Consider the following 19,047-nt stretch of genomic DNA (forward strand, 5'->3'; position numbering starts at 1 on the left):
ACTCGCAGTGGTGCATCGCGCACGTTCGGCTTCCGAAGACCGGTGGGCCCGGTGTTACCGTGGTCGATCGGCGGCACGGGAGGTGGCGAGGTGCGAGGCAGCGACGCAACCCTGGTCCGTCCCCGATTCCTGCACTCGGCGTTCTTCTACGACACCGACGACGCCTACTCCATCGCGCTGGCGGCGTTCGTCCGTGAGGGCCTGGCCAGGGACGAAGCGGTCGCTGTCGTCTCCGGGCGTGACCACACCGGGCTGCTGCGTGACGCGCTCGGCGAGGACGCCACGGAGGTTCGCTTCCTGCCCGCCGAGGACTGGTACGTCCGTCCCGTCCGGACCATCGCCGGCTGGGCACACCTGCTGAAGGCCACGACGGCGAGCGGACGCTCCGGGACCAGGCTCGTCGGTCACGCACCCTTCACCCAGGGACTTCAGAGCTGGGTACGGTTCGAGTCCGCCCTCAACCGGTCCCTGGACGGCCTCCCCGGACACCTCCTCTGCCCGTACGACCGGGGCGCGCTCCCGGACGACGCGGTGCTCGGCGCCGGGCGCACCCATCCGCGGCTGCACGACGGCGGTGACTGGGTGGACAGCACGGGATACGAATCCCCGGAACAGCTGCTGATCGAGGTGCCCGAGCCGCCCTACCCGGTGGCGGGAGAACCGATCATCGCCGTACCGGTGACGGAGGCCGTGGCCGACCTGCGCGCTCAGGTCCGCGGCCGGGCGGACGCGGAGGGCTGGTTGTCTCCCGACCGGGTCGAAAACCTCGTGCTGGCGCTCACCGAGGTCGCGACCAACGGTGTCCGGCACGGTGGTGAGCACCGGGAGCTGCGGGTCTGGCTGACCGACACCGCGGTGGTCTGCGAGGTGACCGACGACGGCCGGGTGCCGCCCGGTCCGCTGGCCGGTTATCTGCCGCCGCGGCCCGGCATGATCGGCGGCATGGGTCTGTGGCTGGTCCAGCAGCTCTGCGACGCCATGGCGATCCACTCCGCGGACGGGGTGACCCGGGCGCGCTTCGCCCTGCGGCGCGACCTCCCCTGAGCCAGGTGAACGCGGCACGTTTCCCGGCGTAGCAGCCGGGTGCTGTGTCCAGATTGGTACAGGCGTGCTCCGCGCCCGACAGCCAGTACCGATCGAGGAGTGACCCCGTGCCGCAGATACCCCTGTCCGAGACCTCGCCGCCGCCCGCGGCCGACGCGCCGGGTTGGGAGGTGCTGGAGTTGGCGCGGCGCACCGCCGAGGCACATGCGACCTTCCAACGGCTGATGACCGAGGCGCACGTGGAATATCTGCGCGTCACCGAGACGATCCTGGCCGGACGCCTCGCCGCAGCCCCGGTCAGCGGCTTGCCGGCCGAATCCGCTCGGATCAGCCCCGGTCCGGACACCGCTCCTGTCAGCGCAGCTCAACCTGCGATCGACGCTCCCGCTGTCCGCGTGGCGCCGGTCGTGCCGGTCATGCCGGTCGTGCCGGCCCCCGCCCCGACGACAGTCCCGGCCCAGCCGGACCGCCAGGGCACACCACCAGCCGCACCGCCGGCGGCACCCCCGGCCGTGCCCCAGGCTGCAGCCCCAACCGCACCGTCGGCCGCACCCCCGGCCGTACCGTCGGCCGATGAGAAGCCGGAGTCGGCGTCGAAGCCGGAGTCGGCGTCGAAGCCGGAGTCGGCGTCGAAGCCCGAGCCGCTCTTCACCGCCGAGCCTCTGCTCGACATCCCGGCTCCGCCGGTTCCCCCGATCGCCGTTGTGCCGGAGATCGTTCCGGAGGTTCCGTTCCCGGAGGGCGGCGTGCTGGTGCGGCCGGCACCGTCCTGGGTGGAGACGCCGCTGGGTGGCGCACCGCTCCCCGGCCTGGACGCCGGTCCGGTGCACGTCGTCGACGGTGGCAGCGGCCTCGCCGCCGCGGTGGCTGCCGAGCTGACCGGGCGCGGCGTCACGGCCGAGGCGAGTGACGGCTGGGGTACCGGCGGGGTTGTCTTCCTGGGTGGCATGGCCCGCCCGGAGGTTCCCGAGGACGCCATCGACACCCAGCTCGCCGCCCTGCGGCTGGCGCGTGAGGGCCGGGACGGCGGGGTCTTCGTGACCGTGGCCGACACCGCCGTCCGGCCTGCCGGCGCCTGGCTCGGCGGCCTGCACGGGCTCGCCACTACCATCGGCGGGGAACGCGCCGCGGTGTCGGTCGAGTGCGAACGCGGCGACCGTGGCCCGGCCGCCGTCGCGGTGCTGATCGCCGACGAGCTCACCCGCGGCGCCGGGGACCGGCGGGTCCGGCTGGCTGCGGACGGCACCCGCACGACCGGACGGCCGGCCCGTCCCGAGCTGTCGGACTGGCCCGGCCTGGTCCTCGGACCGGACCAGCGGATCGGCGCCGACTCCATCGTGCTGGCCCACGACGGCGGTGCGGCTCTGGTCGAGCTGGCCCGTGAGACGAAGTGCCGGCTGGTCCTGCTCGGTCACACACCGCTCAACGAGGAGCCGCCGGGTCTGACCGACGCCCACGACGAGCGGGCCATCCTGCGGAAGTTCGCTGCCGGCACGGGCGGCCCGGACGGACTCGCCGGCATGCGGTCACGGGCCCGTGCGGTGCTGGCCGTGCGGGAGATCCGCGCCACGATCGAGGCCTGCGAGGCGGCCGGTGCCCGGGTCCGCTATCTCAGTGTCGACACCGCCGAGGCGCTGGTCACGGCCCTCGACCGGGTCCGCGCCGACTGGGGACCGATCACGGCTCTGCTGCACGGCCCGGTGCAGGAGCCGGCGGAGAAGACCGACACGGTGGCGGGTGCCCAGCTCACCGACCTGGCCGCCGTGCTCGCGGCGACCGCGCGGGATCCGCTCGAGACGATCGTGCTCTTCTCCGCCCGCAAGGACCACGCCCTGGTCGCGGCGGCTCTCGACCGGGTCGCCGAGGCCGAGCAGGTACGCCGCCCCGGCTGCCTCGTGCGCTCGCTGACGTGGAACTCCGCGCGTACCGAGAAGGTCCAGCCGGAGCGTGCACGGCCCGGCACCGTCTCGGTGAGCGCTGAGGCGTACCCGTGGATCGGTGACCACCGGCCGCAGGACGTGCCGATCCTGCCGCCGGCCGCCGGTCTGGGCTGGATGGCCGCGGCCGTCAGGGCGCGGGAGCCGGAGGCCGTGCTCACCGGATTCCGCGTGCTGCGCGCGGTCGCGACGGCCGAGCCGCAGACGGTCTCGATCACGACGTCGGGCCGTGAGGTGTCGCTGATCAACGGCGCCGGTGAGCCGTGTTTCCGGGCCCGGTTCGGTGCACCCGGCCCCGACCGTGAGTGGCGGCCCACCGGCGATCCGGCGCGTTTCCCGGGGTCGTCGATCTACGCGGGCCGGCCGCTGTTCCACGGTCCGCTGCTGCGGGCGATCCGCTCGCTGGGGGAGATCGGCCCGGCCGGGGTCGTCGGTACGGTCCTCGGCGCGAAGGCGCTGGGCTGGGCCGACGACGACCTGCCGGTGGATCTCCCCGCGCTGGACGGCGCGATGCAGCTCAGCGGGGTCTGGGCGATGGACGAGCACCGCCCGGTGCTGCCGATGGGCATGGCCGAGTGCCGGATCCACCGCTGGGGGCGCCTGCCCGGCCCCGCGCTCTGCGTGGTGGCCGACGGCCGGCGTGACGATCACGGTGCCCGGTGCGACACCGCGCTGGTCGGCCCGGACGGCGAGCTGTGGATGGAACTGCTCGGCATCGAGTTCGTGGCGTTGCCGGCGGACGCGCCCGCGCTCAGCGCGCCGCGACCAGACCCAGCGAACTGGGCCTGACACCGGGAAAGACGCCCGCGACGTCGGTGACACCGCAGCGGGCCCGCAGGATCTCACCGATCACCGCACGGTAGTCGGTCGTCACGGCCAGGTCGCCGTCCACCAGCTGGGCGGCGGCCAGGCCCGGCCAGCGGCCGTGCACCTTCCCACCCCGGACCCCTCCCCCGAGTACGAGCATCGTGTTGCCGTACCCGTGGTCGAGACCCCCCGAGCCGTTCTGCGCGACGCGGCGGCCGAACTCGCTGACCGTGACCAGGGTGACCCGGGCCAGACCGGCAGCGCCGAGGTCGGTGGCGAACGCCGCCAGCGCCTCGGCCAGGTCCGCCAGGTGGTCGTACATCTTCTTGCCCGGTGCGGCGGTGCCGAGGTTCTCGTGCATGTCCCAGTCGCCGGAGTCGACGGTCGCGCTCATCAGGCCGATGTCCGCCTTGACCAGCCGGGCGACATCGCGCAGCGCCGCCCCCAGATCCGTGTCCGGGTACACCGCGCCGTTCGCCGGCGTGTACCCCGCGGTCTTCAGCGTGCGGGTCGTGGCGAGAGCACCCGTGGTCATTGCCGTGGTCGCCGCCAGTGCTTCCGGGGCTCCGGCGTACAGGGCGGCCATGGTCGCGGCCATCGGCCGGGTCCTGTCCTCGCCGGATAGCACGAAGTCGTCGATCGCGGCGAGCCCCAGGTTGGGGGCGGGACCGGCCAGCACCCGGGCCGGCATCGCGCTGCCGACCGAGACGGCGTCGAGCGGGGAGTCCGCGCCGAGCCCGCCCATCATCCGGTCCAGCCAGCCGGTCCGGACCGTGGTGCCGGGCGCGGCCCGTTCGAGCTCCTCCATCGCCGAGAAGTGCGAGCGGTTCGGCGCGGACTGCCCGACGGCCTGGACCGCGCCGAACGTCCCCGCCCGCCAGAACGGCAGCATCGGCGCCAGCGCCGGGTTCAGCCCGAAGTACGCGTCCCCGCCGATCAGCTGCGACTTCGGCACCGCGATGCCCGGCCGCGCCCGGTAGTAGCCCGCGTCCCCCGCCGGCACGATCGCGGAGAGTCCGTCGAAGCCGCCCCGCAACGAGAGCAGGACGAGCACGTCTCCCGCGTACGAGTTGTCCGCGGCAAAGGCGAGCTGGGTGGAGAGCTGCTCGCCGACCAGCCCGGCGAACGCCCCGGCGGCACCGGCCGCGAGCAGTTTGCGCCGGCTGACCGGGGCACAGCCGCAATTGACAACGGACACGGTCACCTCAGCGCGAAGTAGGGAGAGTTGAGCAGCAGGGCCGGCAGGTAGACGAAGGCCCAGCCCGCGGCGGCGTCGTTTCCCTTGAGCGCGGACGCGGGTGTCTTGCCGTAGAAGGCGGCGATCGCCGCGGTGTGCACCGGCGCCATCGTGCGGCCGACCAGCCGCTCGGCAACGGCGTCGATCAGCGCGCCGTAGGTCGCGGGCACCGTCCCGGCGAAGGCGCTGAGCAGCGAGGCCGGGCGTTCCAGCGTGCTCGGCCACCAGCCGGCCACGATGTTCAAATGGGCGTTCCAGCGGACGACCTGCCCGGACGGCGCCGCCCAGGCGGTCGCCACGTCCGGGTAGCCGTTCGGCGGCGCCCACGCCATCGGCGCCTGCCCCGCTGACTCGCTGATCCAGTAGAGCGCCATCAGCGCCTTGGTCCCGGTCTTCTCCGGCGCGTAGCCGAGGGTGCGCACGGTGGCGACGATGTCCTCGTACGGCGTCCGCGTCTTGGCCCCGGCCGAGTCCGCGAACTCCGGTGACGTGAACAGCGCCCGCAGCACGGGCACGATCGCGGACCTGTTGTCGAGGTAGACCTTGGTCAGCCTGGTGACCAGCGACGCGGGCGGCTCGTCCGCGACAAAACGCACGCAGAGTTTGGTCGCGATGCGTCTGGCCGTCGCCGGGTGCAGTGCCAGGTGGTCGAGCAGGACCAGCGCCGCGCGCTCGCCCCCGGTGGCGGTGGCATTGGTGTGGCGGAAGCCGAGCACCTTGACCGCACCCGTGGCGTGCTTCCCGGCGTCGTAGCGGTACTTGCCGGTGTCCCAGCTGACAGTCAGGCCGGTGAGCAGCCGGGCGGCGTTCTTGACGTCGGACTCCGTGTAACCGAGCCCCACGGTGTGCAGTTCGAGCAGCTCACGGCCGTAGTTCTCGTTCGGGGCGGCACGGGTCGAGAAGCGGTTGTCCAGGTACGTGAGCATCGCCGGGTGCCGGGCACTCGCCTTGAGCAGGTCCGCAAAACGTCCCAGCGCGTGCGGGCGGATCACCCTGCGGTCGTAATCGGGCCGGCTGTCCCACACGTCACCCGACGGGTTGGTCACGTTCAGATGGTTCGACCAGAAGTCGACCATGATCTCCAGCAGCTGCCGCTCGCTCCACACCGCGCGGGCCACCGCAGCGCAGCCCAGCTCGTACATGGCCGACCAGCCGTACCGCTTGGTGTTTGCGCGTACGCCGTCGATCGTGGCACCGCTCAGCGGGAGCCGCGCGACCAGCTCGGTGGCCACCGGGTCCGCGATCGACGCAGGCTCGAGCTGCCGCTCCAGCCAGGCCGGCGCGCCCAGCCGGCCGATCTCGGCGGCCGAGGCCGGTGTCGGTCCGTACGTCGCGCGGCGCAGCAGATGCAGCAACGGATCCGCGGGGAGGAAGTCCGAGGTCGCTGTCACCTCCTCGACGTCGGCCGGATGTCCGACCTTTGCTGGGTTCCCGGCGCGCTGCTCCCGAACGGCAACCGACATACTTTTGCGGTGGCGCAGCGCAAGCGGGGTGAACGGCGGGTCGAGACGGTCGCCTCGGGTGTCGCCGAGCTCGTCGGAGACCCGGACCGGTCCTCCGGCTGGACGCTGCTGCTCGACGGCGCGCCGCAGTCGCACGTCGACCTGGCCGACCCGACCTACCTCGAGTTCGAGTACATCCGGCGCATGGCCGCGGCGATCGACCTGACCGCGCCGCCCGGCACACCACTCCGGGTCCTGCACCTCGGCGGCGGCGCGCTGACCCTTCCCCGCTACGTCGCCGCGACCCGGCCCGGCTCACCGCAGCGGGTGGTCGAGATCGACGGACCGCTGGTCGAGCTCGTGCGCAAAGCCCTCCCCTGGGACCCCAAGGCCAAACTGCGGGTCCGGGTCGGCGATGCGCGCGAGGCCGTCACCGGCATGCGCGACGACGGGTACGACGTGGTCATCGTCGACGTGTTCGCGGGTTCGCGCACACCCGCCCACCTCGCCTCGGTCGAGTTCATCCGCGAGGTCGCCCGGGTCCTCGCCCCCGGCGGCCGCCTGATCGCCAACGTCGCCGACGGCCCACCCCTGAAGTACGCCCGCAGCCAGGTCGCCACGATCCGCGCCGTCCTGCCGGAGGCGTGCCTCGTGGCCGACGCCGCGGTGCTGCGCGGCCGGCGCTTCGGCAACCTGGTCGTGATCGCCGGGCGTACGCCCCTGCCCGTGACCGAGCTGAGCCGGCGCGCGGCCGGCGACTGGTTCCCGGGGCGCGTCGAAACTGACCTCGATCGATTCACCTCCGGGCAACCGGCGGCAACAGACATCGACGCTGTTCCCTCTCCGGCCCCTCCGGAGGGACTGTTCAGCTCGCGTCCCCAGACCTGAGTACGGATCGATGCAGCCGAAGGTTCAACCCACCTGGGCCGCCGGTGCCGTCGTTCCACGATGAGGCAAATTCATGTCCCCATGACTTGTCCGCGCGGACGCCACCCCGATCTAATCGTGGTCATGCTGGACCAGCATTTCCTGTCTCCCTCAGCAACACCCTCACCGTTCGGCCCCCTGCAGGGCGGCGAACGCGAGCTCTGGCGTGGCCGCACGGCCGTCGCCGAGTACGCATTCGACGAGGCCGCCTCGCTGCCGCGCTGGGCTCTCCCGGAGACGACCGAGGTGCTCGTCACCAACCACCGCGTCGTGTACGCGTACACGGCCTCGGGCTTGCCCGACGACGTCGAGGTCACGTCCGGCGAGCTGCGCTGGCTCTGGCCCCAGCACCTGCGAGTCCAGCCCGGCGCCCGGTCCCAGGGCCGCGCGGCCTCGGCGGCCCAGATCCAGCTCGTGTGCGGCTCCGCGGACGGCTCGTTCCCGGCGCTGGTCTTCGCGGGCGGCGACCTCACCACGGTCGCCGACGCCGACCGCCTGGCCAATCTCATCCGGCATGCGATCGCCGGCTTCCGCGTGGACAACGCCGACAAGCTCGGACTGTCGACGTCGCAGGCCCGGATGCTGTCGCGGCTGCTGATCGGCCCGGAGTTCAGCAACTACCAGGGCGGCGAGGGCCAGACGGTGTCGGTGCTCGGCGCCCTCCCCGTGACCCGCCCGGCGCCGGACACCACCCCGGCCCTCGAACCAGCTCCGGTCCTCCCAGCGACCCCGGCCCTCGACGCGACTCTGGTCCTCGAAACACCTCCGGTCCTCGAAACAGCTCCGGTCTTCGAGCCGGCCTCGACCCCGGCCCTGACGTCTGCGACCGTGGACGACTTCACGGACGACGATCTGGCGGCATCGGACGCCTTCACCTCGTCGGACGCCTTCCCCTCTTCGGATGCCTTCACCTCGTCTGACGCCTTCCCCTCGGCGAATGCCTTTGCCGAGTCGGACGCCTTTGCGGCTGAGCACGGCTTCGACACCGGGCGCGGCTACGACACCGGGCGCGGCTACGGGACAGAGCTGGGTTACGGGACAGGGCTGGGTTACGGGACGGGGCGTGGCTTCGGCACCGAGCGCAGCGTCGCCGCGGGGCACGCCGTCGATGCGGAGCCCGGCTACGTCGACCCGCAGCAGTACGACGAGTTCCATCCCGCCGACGTCAGCAGCGCCACCCTGCGCCTGCCCGGCTATCGCCCCGGTCTCGCCGCCGACCACGCCCGGGCGCTGCAAGCCGCGGCCGCTGAGGAAGCCACCCAGATCTCCCAGCCCGGCCTCGCCTCCCGCGCCGCCGACCTGGCCGCCCGCGTCGCCAGCCTGGTCCAGAGCACCGACGCCCAGGCCGACCCGGCCCCACCTGCCTACCTGATCCCAGCCGCTCCGCCGGTGACCTCGGCCCTGTCAGCCGACACGGTCAACCTGATCCCACTGCCGGCGGCGAACTCCCCGACCTCGGCCGGCCCGGTCCCGACGGCCTCCTCGGCCGGCTCGGCGGCGACGGATTCGGCGGACAGCGACGACGTCCCCACCGCCGACCTCACCGCGCGCGCCGACAATGTGCGGCGGGCGGCCGCGCGGTTTGCGGCGAACTCGGCGAGGGGCAAGGCCGGGCCGCGGCGGCCGGAGCACGAGATCGGGTCGGGCACGCGGGGTAACCGCACCCGCTGAGCCCGCCATTCGGCCGCCCGGGCGCGGACCGATCGCTACGCTGATCAGGACAAATACGTCTGTCAGCACAGATCGGACAGCGATCGTCATGGCTCAGCTGCTCTACCGCCTCGGGCGTTTCTCGTTCCGGCGCCGGCGGCTGGTGGCCGGCCTCTGGGTCCTGGTGCTTGTCCTGCTCGTCGTCGGCGCACTCACGCTCGGCGGCAAGACCGTGGACACGTTCTCCATCCCGGGTACGGAATCGCAGGAGGCCCTCGATGCGCTCAAGCGGGACCTGCCGGATGCGGGCGGCGCCTCGCTGACCGTGGTGGTGGAGGCGCCGAAGGGTCAGGCGTTGACCGATGCGGTCACCAAGACCGCGGTTGCCGACGTTGTCACGCAGGCCACGAAGCTCCCCGGTGTGGTCGCCGTTTTTGACCCGTACCAGAGCGGTCGCATTGATCGGACGGGCACGGTCGGCCTGATCAGCGTGCAGTACGCCAAGGGTGACGACGAGCTGACCAGCGCCGACCGGGAGGCGTTCGACGGGCTGGCCGCGGACGGCACCCCGCAGCGCCCGCGGGTGGTGCCGGGTGGTGTGAGCGGCGGGCCGCCCGAGATCGGGGCGAGCGAGGTGATCGGTGTTGCTGTTGCCGCCCTGGTGCTGGTGGTCACGTTCGGTTCGCTCGTCGCGGCCGGGATGACCCTGCTCACGGCCCTGTTCGGGGTCATCGCGGGCATGTGTGGTCTGCTGCTGGTCACCGCGGTGGTCGACGTCTCGTCGACCGCGCCGATCCTCGCGCTGATGCTGGGTCTGGCGGTCGGCATCGACTACGCGTTGTTCATCAGTTCGCGGCACCGCACGCAGCTGGCCGCCGGGTTGCCGGCCGAGGAGTCGGTCGCCCGGGCCACCGCGACCGCCGGGTCCGCCGTGTTGTTCGCCGGTGCCACGGTGGTGATCGCGCTGGCCGGCCTCAGCATCGTCGGTGTTCCGTTCCTGACCGCGATGGGGCTCGCGGCGGCGGGCACGGTGCTGACCGCGGTCCTGGTCGCGCTCACGTTACTGCCCGCGATGCTGGGTTTCACGGGCACGCGCATCCTGCCGCGCGGGCTGCGGAGCCGTGGTGCGCACGCGCGGAAGACCGAGGACGCCGGCTTCGGTTTCCGGTGGGCGCGGTGGGTGATCCGGTTGCGCGTACCGGTGCTGATCGTCGTGGTGGCCGGTCTGGGCGCGCTGAGCGTGCCCACCCGGGAGATGCGCCTGGCCCTGCCCGACAACGGCACCGCACCGGCCGGGTCACATCAACGGATCGCGTACGACCTGACCACCGCCGCGTTCGGCGCCGGTGCCAACGGTCCGCTGCTCGTGGTCATCCGCGGTCCGCGCGGCGACACGGTGTCGTCGCTGGCGGGCCGGGTGACCGCGGGTGTCCGCAAGCTCGGCGACGTCGCCGCGGTCGGGCCGGGTCCGGCCAATGCCGCCGGGACGACCCGGGTGATCATGGTGACTCCGAACAGCGGGCCGAGCAGTGAGGAGACCGCGCAGCTCGTGCACGACCTCCGCGACTCGGTGGAGCTGCTGGCCGGTGGCACCACCAGCGTCGCCGTCACCGGTGCCACGGCGGTCGCGGTGGACGTGTCGCAGAAGCTGACCTCGGCCCTGCCGCGCTACCTGTTCGTGGTGATCGGGCTGTCGTTCCTGCTTCTGCTGCTGGCGTTCCGCTCGGTGCTGGTGCCGTTGAAGGCCACCGCCGGCTTCCTGCTGACGATGGGTGCGACGTTCGGGATCACGGTCGGGGTCTTCCAGCTCGGCTGGGCCGCGGACGTCTTCGGAGTGGACCGGCCCGGGCCGCTGGTCAGCTTTCTGCCGATCATCATGATGGGTGTGCTGTTCGGGCTGGCGATGGACTACGAGGTCTTCATCGTCTCCCGGGTCCGCGAGGACTTCGTGCACGGCGGCCCACCGACCGACGCCACGGCAGCCGCGGCGACCGTGGCCGGTGTCGGCCATGGCGCCCGTGTGGTGACCGCCGCCGCGCTGATCATGGCTGCGGTCTTCGGCGGCTTTGTGCTGATCGAGGACCCGACGATCAAGACGATCGGGTTCGGGCTGGCGATCGGCGTCCTGATCGACGCCTTTGTCGTGCGCATGACGCTGGTGCCCGCGGTCCTGTCGCTGCTGGGCCGCCGGGCCTGGGCGTTCCCCCGCTGGCTCGACCGGATCACCCCGCGGGTCGACATCGAGGGTGAGAGCCTGGACCGGCAGCGGGAGGCGGAGACCCCCGAGCTGGTCAAGGTCTGACGGCTCGTCAGACCTTGACGGTGAAACACGACCCGTCGTTGACCCGCTGCTCGTGCAGCTGGTGCGCCCGGCGCAGCAGATCCATCAGCTCGGACTCCTGACGGATCCGCGCGCGGTACTTCTCCGGCAGCTTCTTGAGGTGCTCTTCCTCGTCGACCAGCTTGTGGTAGATCTCGTCGCAGTACTTCGGGTCGGTCTCGATGTCGAGGAACTCGTTGGCGTGCCGCCGCGCCGCTGCGACATACGTCTGGGCCCGGCCCTTGGGGCTGAGCAGCGACGCGACCACGGTGATGATCAGCACCCCGATGATGAACGCCAGCGAGACCAGGGTGTCGATCTCCACGACGTCGATGTGCTCGCCGCCGTTGATGAACGGCACGTTGTTCTCGTGGAGCGCGTGCAGGATCAGCTTCACGCCGATGAACGCGAGGATCGCCGCGAGGCCGTACGAGAGGTAGATGAGCCGGTCGAGCAGGCCGTCGAGCAGGAAGTAGAGCTGACGCAGGCCGAGCAGGGAGAACGCCGTGGCGGTGAAGACCAGGTAGACGCTCTGGGTGAGGCCGAAGATCGCCGGGATCGAGTCCAGCGCGAACAGGATGTCCGTGCCACCGATGGCGATCATGACCAGCAGCATCGGTGTCAGGACCCGCTTGCCGTCCTGCATCGTGAAGAGCTTGTCGCCGTCGTAGTCGTCCGACGTCCGCAGGAACCGCCGGGCGATCCGAATGATCACGTTGTCGGCCGAGCGGTCCTCGCTGTCGTCACCCTTGAGCAGGTTGCCCGCCGTGATCAGCAGGATCAGGCCGAAGAGGTAGAACACCCAGGCGAACGAGTTGATCAGTGCGGCGCCCAGGAAGATGAAGCCGGTCCGGGCGATCAGCGAGAACACGATGCCGAAGAGCAGGACCTTCTGCTGGTCGGCGCGCGGCACCTTGAAGCTGTTGAGCAGCACCAGGAAGACGAAGAGGTTGTCGACCGACAGCGCCTTCTCGGTCACCCAGCCGGCGAAGTATTCGGCACCCATGTCCTGGCCGCCGAAGATGAGAACACCCAGCCCGAACAGGATCGCCAGGCCCACGTAGATGCTCGACCAGATGCCGGCTTCCTTGAGCGACGGGATGTGCGCCCGCCGGACGTGGAAGTAGAAGTCGAAGAGAACGAGTCCCAGGATGCCGACGAGAGTCAGCGACCAGACCAAGCCGGACACCTGCATGACAACACACTCCACCGCGGTCTCGGTTGATCGGCGGTTTCATCTTAGGGGTGAGTGCGTGCGGGCCGTGTTACTGGTTCACAGGGGAAGACAGCGGGCGTGCGGGCCGCGGCGATCGTACGCTCGCGGAAAGACGCACCACATCAAGGATGGTCGATGTTCCGCCGCTTCGTCACCGCCGTGCTGCTCGCCTGCCTCGCCGCGCTGGCCGCTCCCGCCTCCGCCGCGAGCGCCGCGCCGTCCGCCGCGCCCGTCAAGTTCTACGTGGTCCGCGACAGCTTCGGCGGCCAGCCGGAGTTCCTCTTCGAGATCGCGCAGCGTTTCCTCGGCAACGGGGACCGGAACCCCGAGATCTTCCAGCTGAACAAGGGTCGCCTGCAGCCCGACGGTCTGCGGCTGACCCGGCCGGAGGCGATCCTGCCCGGCTGGATCCTGCAACTCCCGCCGGACGCGAAGGGCGAGGGTGTCCAGACCGGCGCACTTCCGACCGTGGCACCGGCACCTTCCGCCTCGCCCGCACTCCGGCTGGCACCGGCGCCGGAGGAGGGCCGGGACTGGTGGAAATGGGGCATCCTCGCGGCCGGTGCGGTGCTGCTGCTGGCCAGCGCGGCCGCCACCTGGTGGTTGTGGCGGCGTGGTGACCTGCGCAAACCGCCGCCGGCCCGGACCCCGGCGCAGGAGTGGGCCGCCGGTGACACGGACACCGACCGCTACTACTACCTCGAGGACTCGGCGCCGCCGGTTGCCGCCCCGGACCGCCGGCCGGTCCTGCTGCTCGCCGCGGTGGCGGTGGTGGCCGTGGCCACCCTCGTGGCCGGCGTCGTGTTCGTGCTGACCTCCGAGGAGCCGTCGCGTCCGGCCGCCGCCCTACAGCTGGGTCGTGTCGTCGGTGACAGCAGCCTTCACCTGTGACTCGGTGAGGAACAGCGCGCCGCGCAGGTCGGCTCCCCGCAGGTCGGCGCCGCGCAGATCCGCACCGGTGAAGTCGGCGGTCCGCAGATCGGCCCCGCGCAGGTCGGTGCCGATCAGCAGGGCTCCGCGCAGGCTCGCACCCCGCAGGTCGGCACCCTTCATCCGGCGGCCGATCAGGTCGGCCCCACGGTGATCGGCCCGCTTGCCACCGGCCCGGGCCAGCTCACTGGCCTTCTGCAGCAGCGGATTGATCTTGCGCCGGTGCAGATCCAGATCGAGCGCCAGCAGCTCGTCCGGCGTCCCACCGACGAGGGCCGTGGTCTCGTCGAGCGCTGACTGCAGCTTGGGCTGCAACCGGCGCGCGGCCGGCAACTCCAGCGCCCTGGTCACGTACCAGATGAGCTCGTGGAGCTGGCGCACGATCGGGAGGAGCGCGAACATCTGGCCGGCGATGCCGGGGGTGCTGCGCCAGTCGCGGCCGCCGAAGGTCTGCTGGGTGATCTGCTGGCCGGCCCCGAAACAGTCGAAAACGACACAGCCGGGGAAGCCACGTTCCGGCAGCCGCTCGTGGATCCCGCAGCGGAAGTCGTCGGCGAGATTGGGGCACGCGCGCCCGGCGGGCTTGTTGATCGCAAAATCGGACGACTTCGCGAAAGCGGGCGCGACGCAGCACAGTCCGGCACACCGGCCGCAGTCAGCACTCAGTTCAAGCACCCGAAAACGGTATACCCATCACTTGAAGTAACTGTCGCGATCAGCCGACCAGGCAAAATACAGGCCCGTCCGGCCGGATGACTACTTTCAGTAACTCTTACTACGCTGCGTGGGACCCCCACACGTACGAGGAGACCTTGCTGATGCGTGCACGAAAGACGGCGATCTTTGCGGCGATCGGCTGCGTCGCCGCCCTCGGCCTGACCGCCCCCGCGGCCGCGGCCGACGCGGCGCCGACCATCTCGGCACCCGCGAGCCGCGTCGGCTACGGATCGATCACCATCACCGGTACGGCTCCCGCGGGCGCCACGGTCGAGCTGTTCGAGTCGGCGTACGTCTACAACGACTTCTACGCGTCCCCGGACTACGCCAACGGCGGTGTCATCACGACGAAGGCGAGCACCTCGGGCCACTACACGCTGAACCGCCTGCTCGACTCCGGCTTCCGGTTCTACGTGCGGGCCAACGGCGTCGAGTCGAAGCGGATCTCGGTCGCGATGGGGATCATCCCGACGATGACGATGTCGGCGTCCAACGGCAGCGTCGACGTGAAGGTCGCGGCCGACCCGGGCCAGCCCGGCCTCGCCGTGCACATCCAGCGCAGCGACAGCGGCACCTGGACCACCGTCAACACCGGTCACACCGGCAGCGCGCCCGACGGCGTCTACACGACCACCCTCAGCGGGCAGGGCTCCGGCACCAGGATCTACCGCGCGGTGATCGACGCCGACAAGGACAACAACCTGCTCACCGGTCAGACCACGTCGATCTCCCTGAACGTCGGCAGTGGCAGCGGCGGAGGCACGGGCGGGGGCGGCACGAAGCCGCCGGCTACTCCCCCCACCGCTCCCGCCGCTCCCAAGGCCGGTGACGTCGTCTTCTCGAAGATCGTCTACAACTCACCGGGCAAGGACACGGGCAGCAACACCAGCCTGAACGCCGAGTACGTCCGCCTGCTCAACAAGTCGAGGACGACGATCAACCTCAAGGGCTGGACGGTCCGCGACGCCGCCGGCCACGTCTACACCGTGCGGACCGACCAGCGGATCAGCGCCGGCAAGTACGTCTACCTGCACACCGGCAAGGGCACCAACGGCCGCCCCGACTCCCGGCACCGCTACTGGAACAGCACCGGCTACGTGTGGAGCAACGGCGGCGACACCGCGTACCTGCGTACCGGGGCCGGCAAGGCGATCGATTCCTGCAAGTGGACCAGCGACAAGGGCAAGACCTACTGCTGAGTCTCTGGGTAGGGTGCGCGGGTGCCTGATCATTTGCCTGACTGCCCCTGCTGCGGTGGCGCGTTGTCCCCGGTCGACCTCGCGGTCCGCTCGGCCTGGCCGGATCCCCTCCTGGCCCTGTCCGAACGCAAACGCGAGGCGACCTGGGGCAACGAGCACCTGCGGCACGCGAACGGCATCGGGTCGTTCGTCCGCTGCCTGATGCCGGTGCGGCTTTCCGGCGGCGGCAGCATCGAATACTCGGTCTGGTTGCAGGTCAGCAAGGACGAGCTCAAGCACGCCCACAAGATCTGGGAGAAGCCCGAGTACGCCGGTCTCCGGCTCGAGGGCACGGTCTCGAACAGCATCAAGCCGTGGGACGGCCTCCTCGGGACGCCGGGCCGAGCGGAGGTCCGCGACCCGGACTCGATCCCGTACCTGGTCGCGGACGAGGGCACCCTGCTGCACCGCATCCTGCACGACGAGTGGGACCGCGACGACGTCCTCAGCCGCCTCACGTACGCCCTGCCCACCCCGGTACACCAGCGGATCACCGACGACTGGTCCCTGGAACGCACAGCGGGCCTGGAACTCAAGTGGCACGAGGACCGGATCTACTTCTCGGGGCCGGGCCGGACGGTGCACCTGGACCCGCTGGGCGCGCCGCCCGGGTACACCCCGCAGCGCATGATCGCCGAGCTGACCGAGGACGCACCCCGCGACCGTGACGGCGAAGCCACCGAGGACGACGGTGAGATCCACCGCCACGCCTTCTGGCGTCCCGCCCTGGGCGACGGCCGCATCGTGCACAACCTCCACGGCTTCGTCGCCGTGGAGGGCAAACTCCTGCACGTCGCCTGCGTCTTCGACGACCCCTCCGACCTGCCCTGGGCCCAGCGCGTCTGGCGTTCCGTACGCCCCGAGAAGGGCTGACCACCCGGCCCGTGCTAGCTTTGTTCCAGCGACGCGGGGTGGAGCAGCTCGGTAGCTCGCTGGGCTCATAACCCAGAGGTCGCAGGTTCAAATCCTGTCCCCGCTACCACGCGAGAAGGCCCGTCAGATTTCCTCTGACGGGCCTTCTTTCTGTCTCCCGCCTTCCGGGGGTCCTGCCGGACCCCCGGAAGAACAAGGCTCTGCCTCCGACCGGTCACCGGCTCCAGGATCGAGGTGACCACCCCGACGGAGGAGAAAATCATGGCTTCGCTCGCTCTCATCACCGGCGCATCCTCGGGAATCGGCAAGGCCTTCGCCGAGCGCCTGGCCAAGGACGGCCACGACCTCGTGGTCGTCGCCCGCCGCAAGGACCGGCTCGAAGCCCTCGCGGCCTCCCTGCCCGGCACCGACGTCCGGCTCGTGACGGCCGACCTGTCGACCGACGAGGGCATCGACACCGTCGCCGAGCTCGCTGCCACCCTGCCGGTCACGATGTTGGTCAACAACGCCGGTGTGGCCCACTACATGCCGATGCAGGACCTGCCCACCGCCAAGGCGCGGGAGCTCGTCCACGTCAAGGTGGTCGCCCCGACGATGCTGACCCGCGCGGCCCTCCCCGGCATGATCGCCCGCGGTGGGGGAACGATCGTCAACGTCGCCGGCATGCTCGCCTTCTCCGGCCCCGCCCCGGCCTCCCAGCTCCCCCGCGCCGTCTACGCCGGCACGCTGGCCAACACGGTCACCATGTCGCAGACCCTGCACGCCGAGCTGGCCGGCACCGGCGTCACCGTGCACGTGGTCTGCCCCGGCCTCGTGGCCACCGAGTTCCACGAGGTCCAGGGCATGGACCTGTCCGCCGTACCCCGCATGTCAGCCGACGACGTCGTCACCGCGGCCCTGACCGGCATCACCCTCGGCGAAACCGTCAGCGCCCCCAGCGTCGAGGACTACAGCCTGCTCGAAACGGTCTTCGGCGCCGAACTCGCCGCCTTCGCCGCCCAGAGCCCCCAACTCGCCTCCCGCTACCGCGGCAACTGAGCGGGCGGCTTGACCGTGAAGGCGTCGGCCACCTCGGCGCGGTCGCCGAAGAGTGAGGCCAGGGTCAGCGTCCACTTGCCGGTGGCGACGCCCGTGAGCGGGAAGGCGACCTTCATGGTCTTGCGGTCGGTCGAGATGCTCTTGACCGTGCCCACGACCGGGTCGGCACCCGTACGGGTCAGCTGCGGCGTCAGGTTGGTCGAGAACGCCTCACCGGTCAGTGTCACCGTGCGCGTCGTGCCCTGCTTGCCTGCCTTCGGCTGGATGTTCGTCGGCCGGTACGCGGCGACAACACCCAGGTCGATCACGGTCGGTGTGGCCGGGTCGACGGTGAAAGCGGAACTCTCGCCGTACGCGGTGTAGGTGTCCTGGGAGACCTGGTGCAGGTCGGAGTCGGTGGTGTCGTCGCCCACGTCCGGCGTGGCGAACCGCCAGCTGGAGCGGGACAGGGAGGCGAAGATCTGGTAGCGCTTGGCCGGCACCGACTCGGAGTACGTGCCCTGGTAGTTGTTGGAGAAGCCGTACTGGTCGTAGTCCTCCAGCGAACGGATCGACAGGCCGACGGACTCGGCCGGCGGCTCGGTCGCCTGACGGATCCCGTCCGCGTTGAGGTCGTTCCACAGGTTGCCGCGAACCGTGCCGGGCGCGACGACCCGGATCGTGCCGGTGTCGGCGTTGTCCGCGCTGTCACTCTCGGGCGTCGACGTCGTGACGTCCGCACGGGTCTCCAGGACGGCCCCCGCGCTCACGCCCTCCACCGACACGGAGAGGACCAGCGACCGGTCGCGGACACCCGGCGCAAGATCCCCGACGCGCGTGCACCGGGTGACCGGCTGTTCGAAGTCGCAGTCCCAGTTGCTGGTGCTCTCGAACCCACCGACACGCAGGCCCTCCGGAAGCGCCACAGCCAGCGTCACACCGGCCGCGGGCACGCTGCCGTCGTTGCTCACGAAGGTCTGGATGCTCGACCAGCCGGACGCGGTCACGATGTTGCGCTCGATGACCACCTCGACGGCCACATCAGCCTCGTCGGCCGCGGCAAAAGCCGGTGCCCCGGTCAGAGAAACGCCGACCACTGCGGTGGCCAGCACGGCAACGTTCCGTAGGAATCTCACGTTCCGGAGCCTAGGTGCTCCGCACAGCGACCGCTGTCCCTGGTGGACGAACCGGACGACCGCGAACACGCGCCACGATCAGGTCCGCGGCAGCCATACTGAGGGCATGGGAGCCGTCCCGGCGATGCGCAAGTGTCCCCGCTGTGGGCACCTGACGCGCGCCGACCGCATGGTCAAGGGTTTCGGGCGGGACTGCGCCACGCAGCTGGGCCTGGTCGGTCGATCCGTCGACACCGGGCACGCCGGTCCTGACCTGCTCGACCTGCTGGAGCAGGAGCCGGAAGATGCCTGCGACGGCTGGGACCGCCCGAACCAGGCCTGAACAGCAGAAACGCGGCCTCTCCGGAGAGAGACCGCGTTTCCTGTGTGGTAGCGGGGACAGGATTTGAACCTGCGACCTCTGGGTTATGAGCCCAGCGAGCTACCGAGCTGCTCCACCCCGCGTCGGTAAGAACAGCCTAGCGTGCGGGCCGACCCGCATGCAAAACGACCCCCCGTAACCTGCCCCACACATGCTCGCGGCCCGCCGGTAACCCCGGCGGGCCGCTCGCTCGGT

Annotated in this window: 14 protein-coding genes, 2 tRNA genes and 1 pseudogene; 11 read left to right on the forward strand and 6 right to left on the reverse strand. The window is 71.0% G+C overall.

Translation table 11 applies throughout. From position 1 onward, the window contains the following. The first annotated feature begins 90 nt into the window (after positions 1-90). On the forward strand, positions 91-1,044 hold the full coding sequence (locus AFR_RS38420) for a sensor histidine kinase (RefSeq protein ID WP_023562235.1): 954 nt from the start codon (positions 91-93) through the stop codon (positions 1,042-1,044). Between the two features lie 107 nt (positions 1,045-1,151). Next, positions 1,152-3,770, forward strand: coding sequence for a polyketide synthase dehydratase domain-containing protein (locus AFR_RS38425; protein WP_023562236.1), 2,619 nt, complete (start codon positions 1,152-1,154; stop codon positions 3,768-3,770). On the opposite strand, the gene AFR_RS38430 is transcribed toward AFR_RS38425, so the two are convergent. Both AFR_RS38430 and AFR_RS38435 read right to left on the reverse strand, forming a co-directional pair. Next, positions 3,733-4,986: a DUF1501 domain-containing protein gene (locus AFR_RS38430; protein WP_023562237.1), complete on the reverse strand. Its 1,254-nt coding sequence runs from the start codon at positions 4,984-4,986 to the stop codon at positions 3,733-3,735. The two genes, AFR_RS38425 and AFR_RS38430, sit on opposite strands and share 38 nt — an antisense overlap. A 2-nt stretch (positions 4,987-4,988) precedes the next feature. After that, positions 4,989-6,488, reverse strand: coding sequence for a DUF1800 domain-containing protein (locus tag AFR_RS38435; protein WP_023562238.1), 1,500 nt, complete (start codon positions 6,486-6,488; stop codon positions 4,989-4,991). A 9-nt stretch (positions 6,489-6,497) separates the two neighbouring features. Between AFR_RS38435 and AFR_RS38440 the strand changes: the two genes are divergently transcribed. The 3 genes from AFR_RS38440 (at position 6,498) to AFR_RS38450 (ending at position 11,346) form a co-directional block, all read left to right on the forward strand. Next, positions 6,498-7,355 carry a spermidine synthase gene (locus tag AFR_RS38440; RefSeq protein WP_023562239.1) on the forward strand — a complete coding sequence of 286 codons (858 nt, stop codon included), beginning with the start codon at positions 6,498-6,500 and terminating at the stop codon, positions 7,353-7,355. A 123-nt stretch (positions 7,356-7,478) separates the two neighbouring features. Then, positions 7,479-9,065, forward strand: coding sequence for a hypothetical protein (locus tag AFR_RS44310; protein ID WP_052359566.1), 1,587 nt, complete (start codon positions 7,479-7,481; stop codon positions 9,063-9,065). A gap of 88 nt (positions 9,066-9,153) precedes the next feature. Beyond that, a complete protein-coding gene (locus tag AFR_RS38450; protein WP_023562241.1) occupies positions 9,154-11,346 on the forward strand; it encodes an MMPL family transporter in 2,193 nt (730 codons plus the stop codon). A 232-nt stretch (positions 11,347-11,578) separates the two neighbouring features. On the opposite strand, the pseudogene AFR_RS38455 reads toward AFR_RS38450, so the two are convergent. Then, a pseudogene (locus tag AFR_RS38455) lies at positions 11,579-12,559 on the reverse strand (TerC family protein); the annotation flags it as partial. Positions 12,560-12,715: 156 nt separating this feature from the next. On the opposite strand from AFR_RS38455, the gene AFR_RS44315 reads away from it, so the two are divergent. Beyond that, entirely contained in the window at positions 12,716-13,471 is a 756-nt protein-coding gene (locus tag AFR_RS44315) for a LysM peptidoglycan-binding domain-containing protein (protein WP_023562243.1), read from the forward strand. Here AFR_RS44315 and AFR_RS38465 read toward each other — a convergent pair. Beyond that, positions 13,427-14,185, reverse strand: a complete 759-nt coding sequence (locus AFR_RS38465; RefSeq protein ID WP_023562244.1) for a pentapeptide repeat-containing protein — start codon at positions 14,183-14,185, stop codon at positions 13,427-13,429. The genes AFR_RS44315 and AFR_RS38465 overlap by 45 nt on opposite strands. Positions 14,186-14,328: 143 nt before the next feature. On the opposite strand from AFR_RS38465, the gene AFR_RS44665 reads away from it, so the two are divergent. The 4 genes from AFR_RS44665 (at position 14,329) to AFR_RS38485 (ending at position 17,376) form a co-directional block, all read left to right on the forward strand. After that, complete coding sequence (locus AFR_RS44665) at positions 14,329-15,426, forward strand: lamin tail domain-containing protein (RefSeq protein ID WP_023562245.1); 1,098 nt, start codon at positions 14,329-14,331, stop codon at positions 15,424-15,426. Between the two features lie 21 nt (positions 15,427-15,447). Further along, a complete protein-coding gene (locus AFR_RS44325; RefSeq protein WP_148308191.1) occupies positions 15,448-16,338 on the forward strand; it encodes a DUF2199 domain-containing protein in 891 nt (296 codons plus the stop codon). Between the two features lie 32 nt (positions 16,339-16,370). Then, positions 16,371-16,447 (forward strand) — tRNA-Met (locus tag AFR_RS38480). A gap of 152 nt (positions 16,448-16,599) precedes the next feature. Then, positions 16,600-17,376, forward strand: a complete 777-nt coding sequence (locus tag AFR_RS38485) for an SDR family NAD(P)-dependent oxidoreductase (RefSeq protein WP_041843282.1) — start codon at positions 16,600-16,602, stop codon at positions 17,374-17,376. Here AFR_RS38485 and AFR_RS38490 read toward each other — a convergent pair. Then, positions 17,361-18,491, reverse strand: a complete 1,131-nt coding sequence (locus AFR_RS38490; protein ID WP_148308192.1) for a DUF11 domain-containing protein — start codon at positions 18,489-18,491, stop codon at positions 17,361-17,363. The genes AFR_RS38485 and AFR_RS38490 overlap by 16 nt on opposite strands. Positions 18,492-18,597: 106 nt before the next feature. Between AFR_RS38490 and AFR_RS38495 the strand changes: the two genes are divergently transcribed. Continuing rightward, positions 18,598-18,813 carry a hypothetical protein gene (locus tag AFR_RS38495; RefSeq protein ID WP_023562249.1) on the forward strand — a complete coding sequence of 72 codons (216 nt, stop codon included), beginning with the start codon at positions 18,598-18,600 and terminating at the stop codon, positions 18,811-18,813. Between the two features lie 45 nt (positions 18,814-18,858). Here the strand turns inward: AFR_RS38495 and AFR_RS38500 are convergent. Further along, positions 18,859-18,935: transfer RNA gene (locus tag AFR_RS38500), tRNA-Met, on the reverse strand. Positions 18,936-19,047 lie beyond the last annotated feature (112 nt).

Source organism: Amorphoplanes friuliensis DSM 7358, assembly GCF_000494755.1.
GTDB classification, from domain to species: domain Bacteria; phylum Actinomycetota; class Actinomycetes; order Mycobacteriales; family Micromonosporaceae; genus Actinoplanes; species Actinoplanes friuliensis.

Bases quoted from the DNA above. Each gene is read 5' to 3' on its own strand.
- AFR_RS38435 (WP_023562238.1), bottom strand. From the start codon at position 6,488: ATGTCGGTTGCCGTTCGGGAGCAGCGCGCCGGGAACCCAGCAAAGGTC.
- AFR_RS44310 (WP_052359566.1), top strand. From the start codon at position 7,479: ATGCTGGACCAGCATTTCCTGTCTCCCTCAGCAACACCCTCACCGTTC.
- AFR_RS38450 (WP_023562241.1), top strand. From the start codon at position 9,154: ATGGCTCAGCTGCTCTACCGCCTCGGGCGTTTCTCGTTCCGGCGCCGG.
- AFR_RS44315 (WP_023562243.1), top strand. From the start codon at position 12,716: ATGTTCCGCCGCTTCGTCACCGCCGTGCTGCTCGCCTGCCTCGCCGCG.
- AFR_RS44665 (WP_023562245.1), top strand. From the start codon at position 14,329: ATGCGTGCACGAAAGACGGCGATCTTTGCGGCGATCGGCTGCGTCGCC.
- AFR_RS38485 (WP_041843282.1), top strand. From the start codon at position 16,600: ATGGCTTCGCTCGCTCTCATCACCGGCGCATCCTCGGGAATCGGCAAG.
- AFR_RS38495 (WP_023562249.1), top strand. From the start codon at position 18,598: ATGGGAGCCGTCCCGGCGATGCGCAAGTGTCCCCGCTGTGGGCACCTG.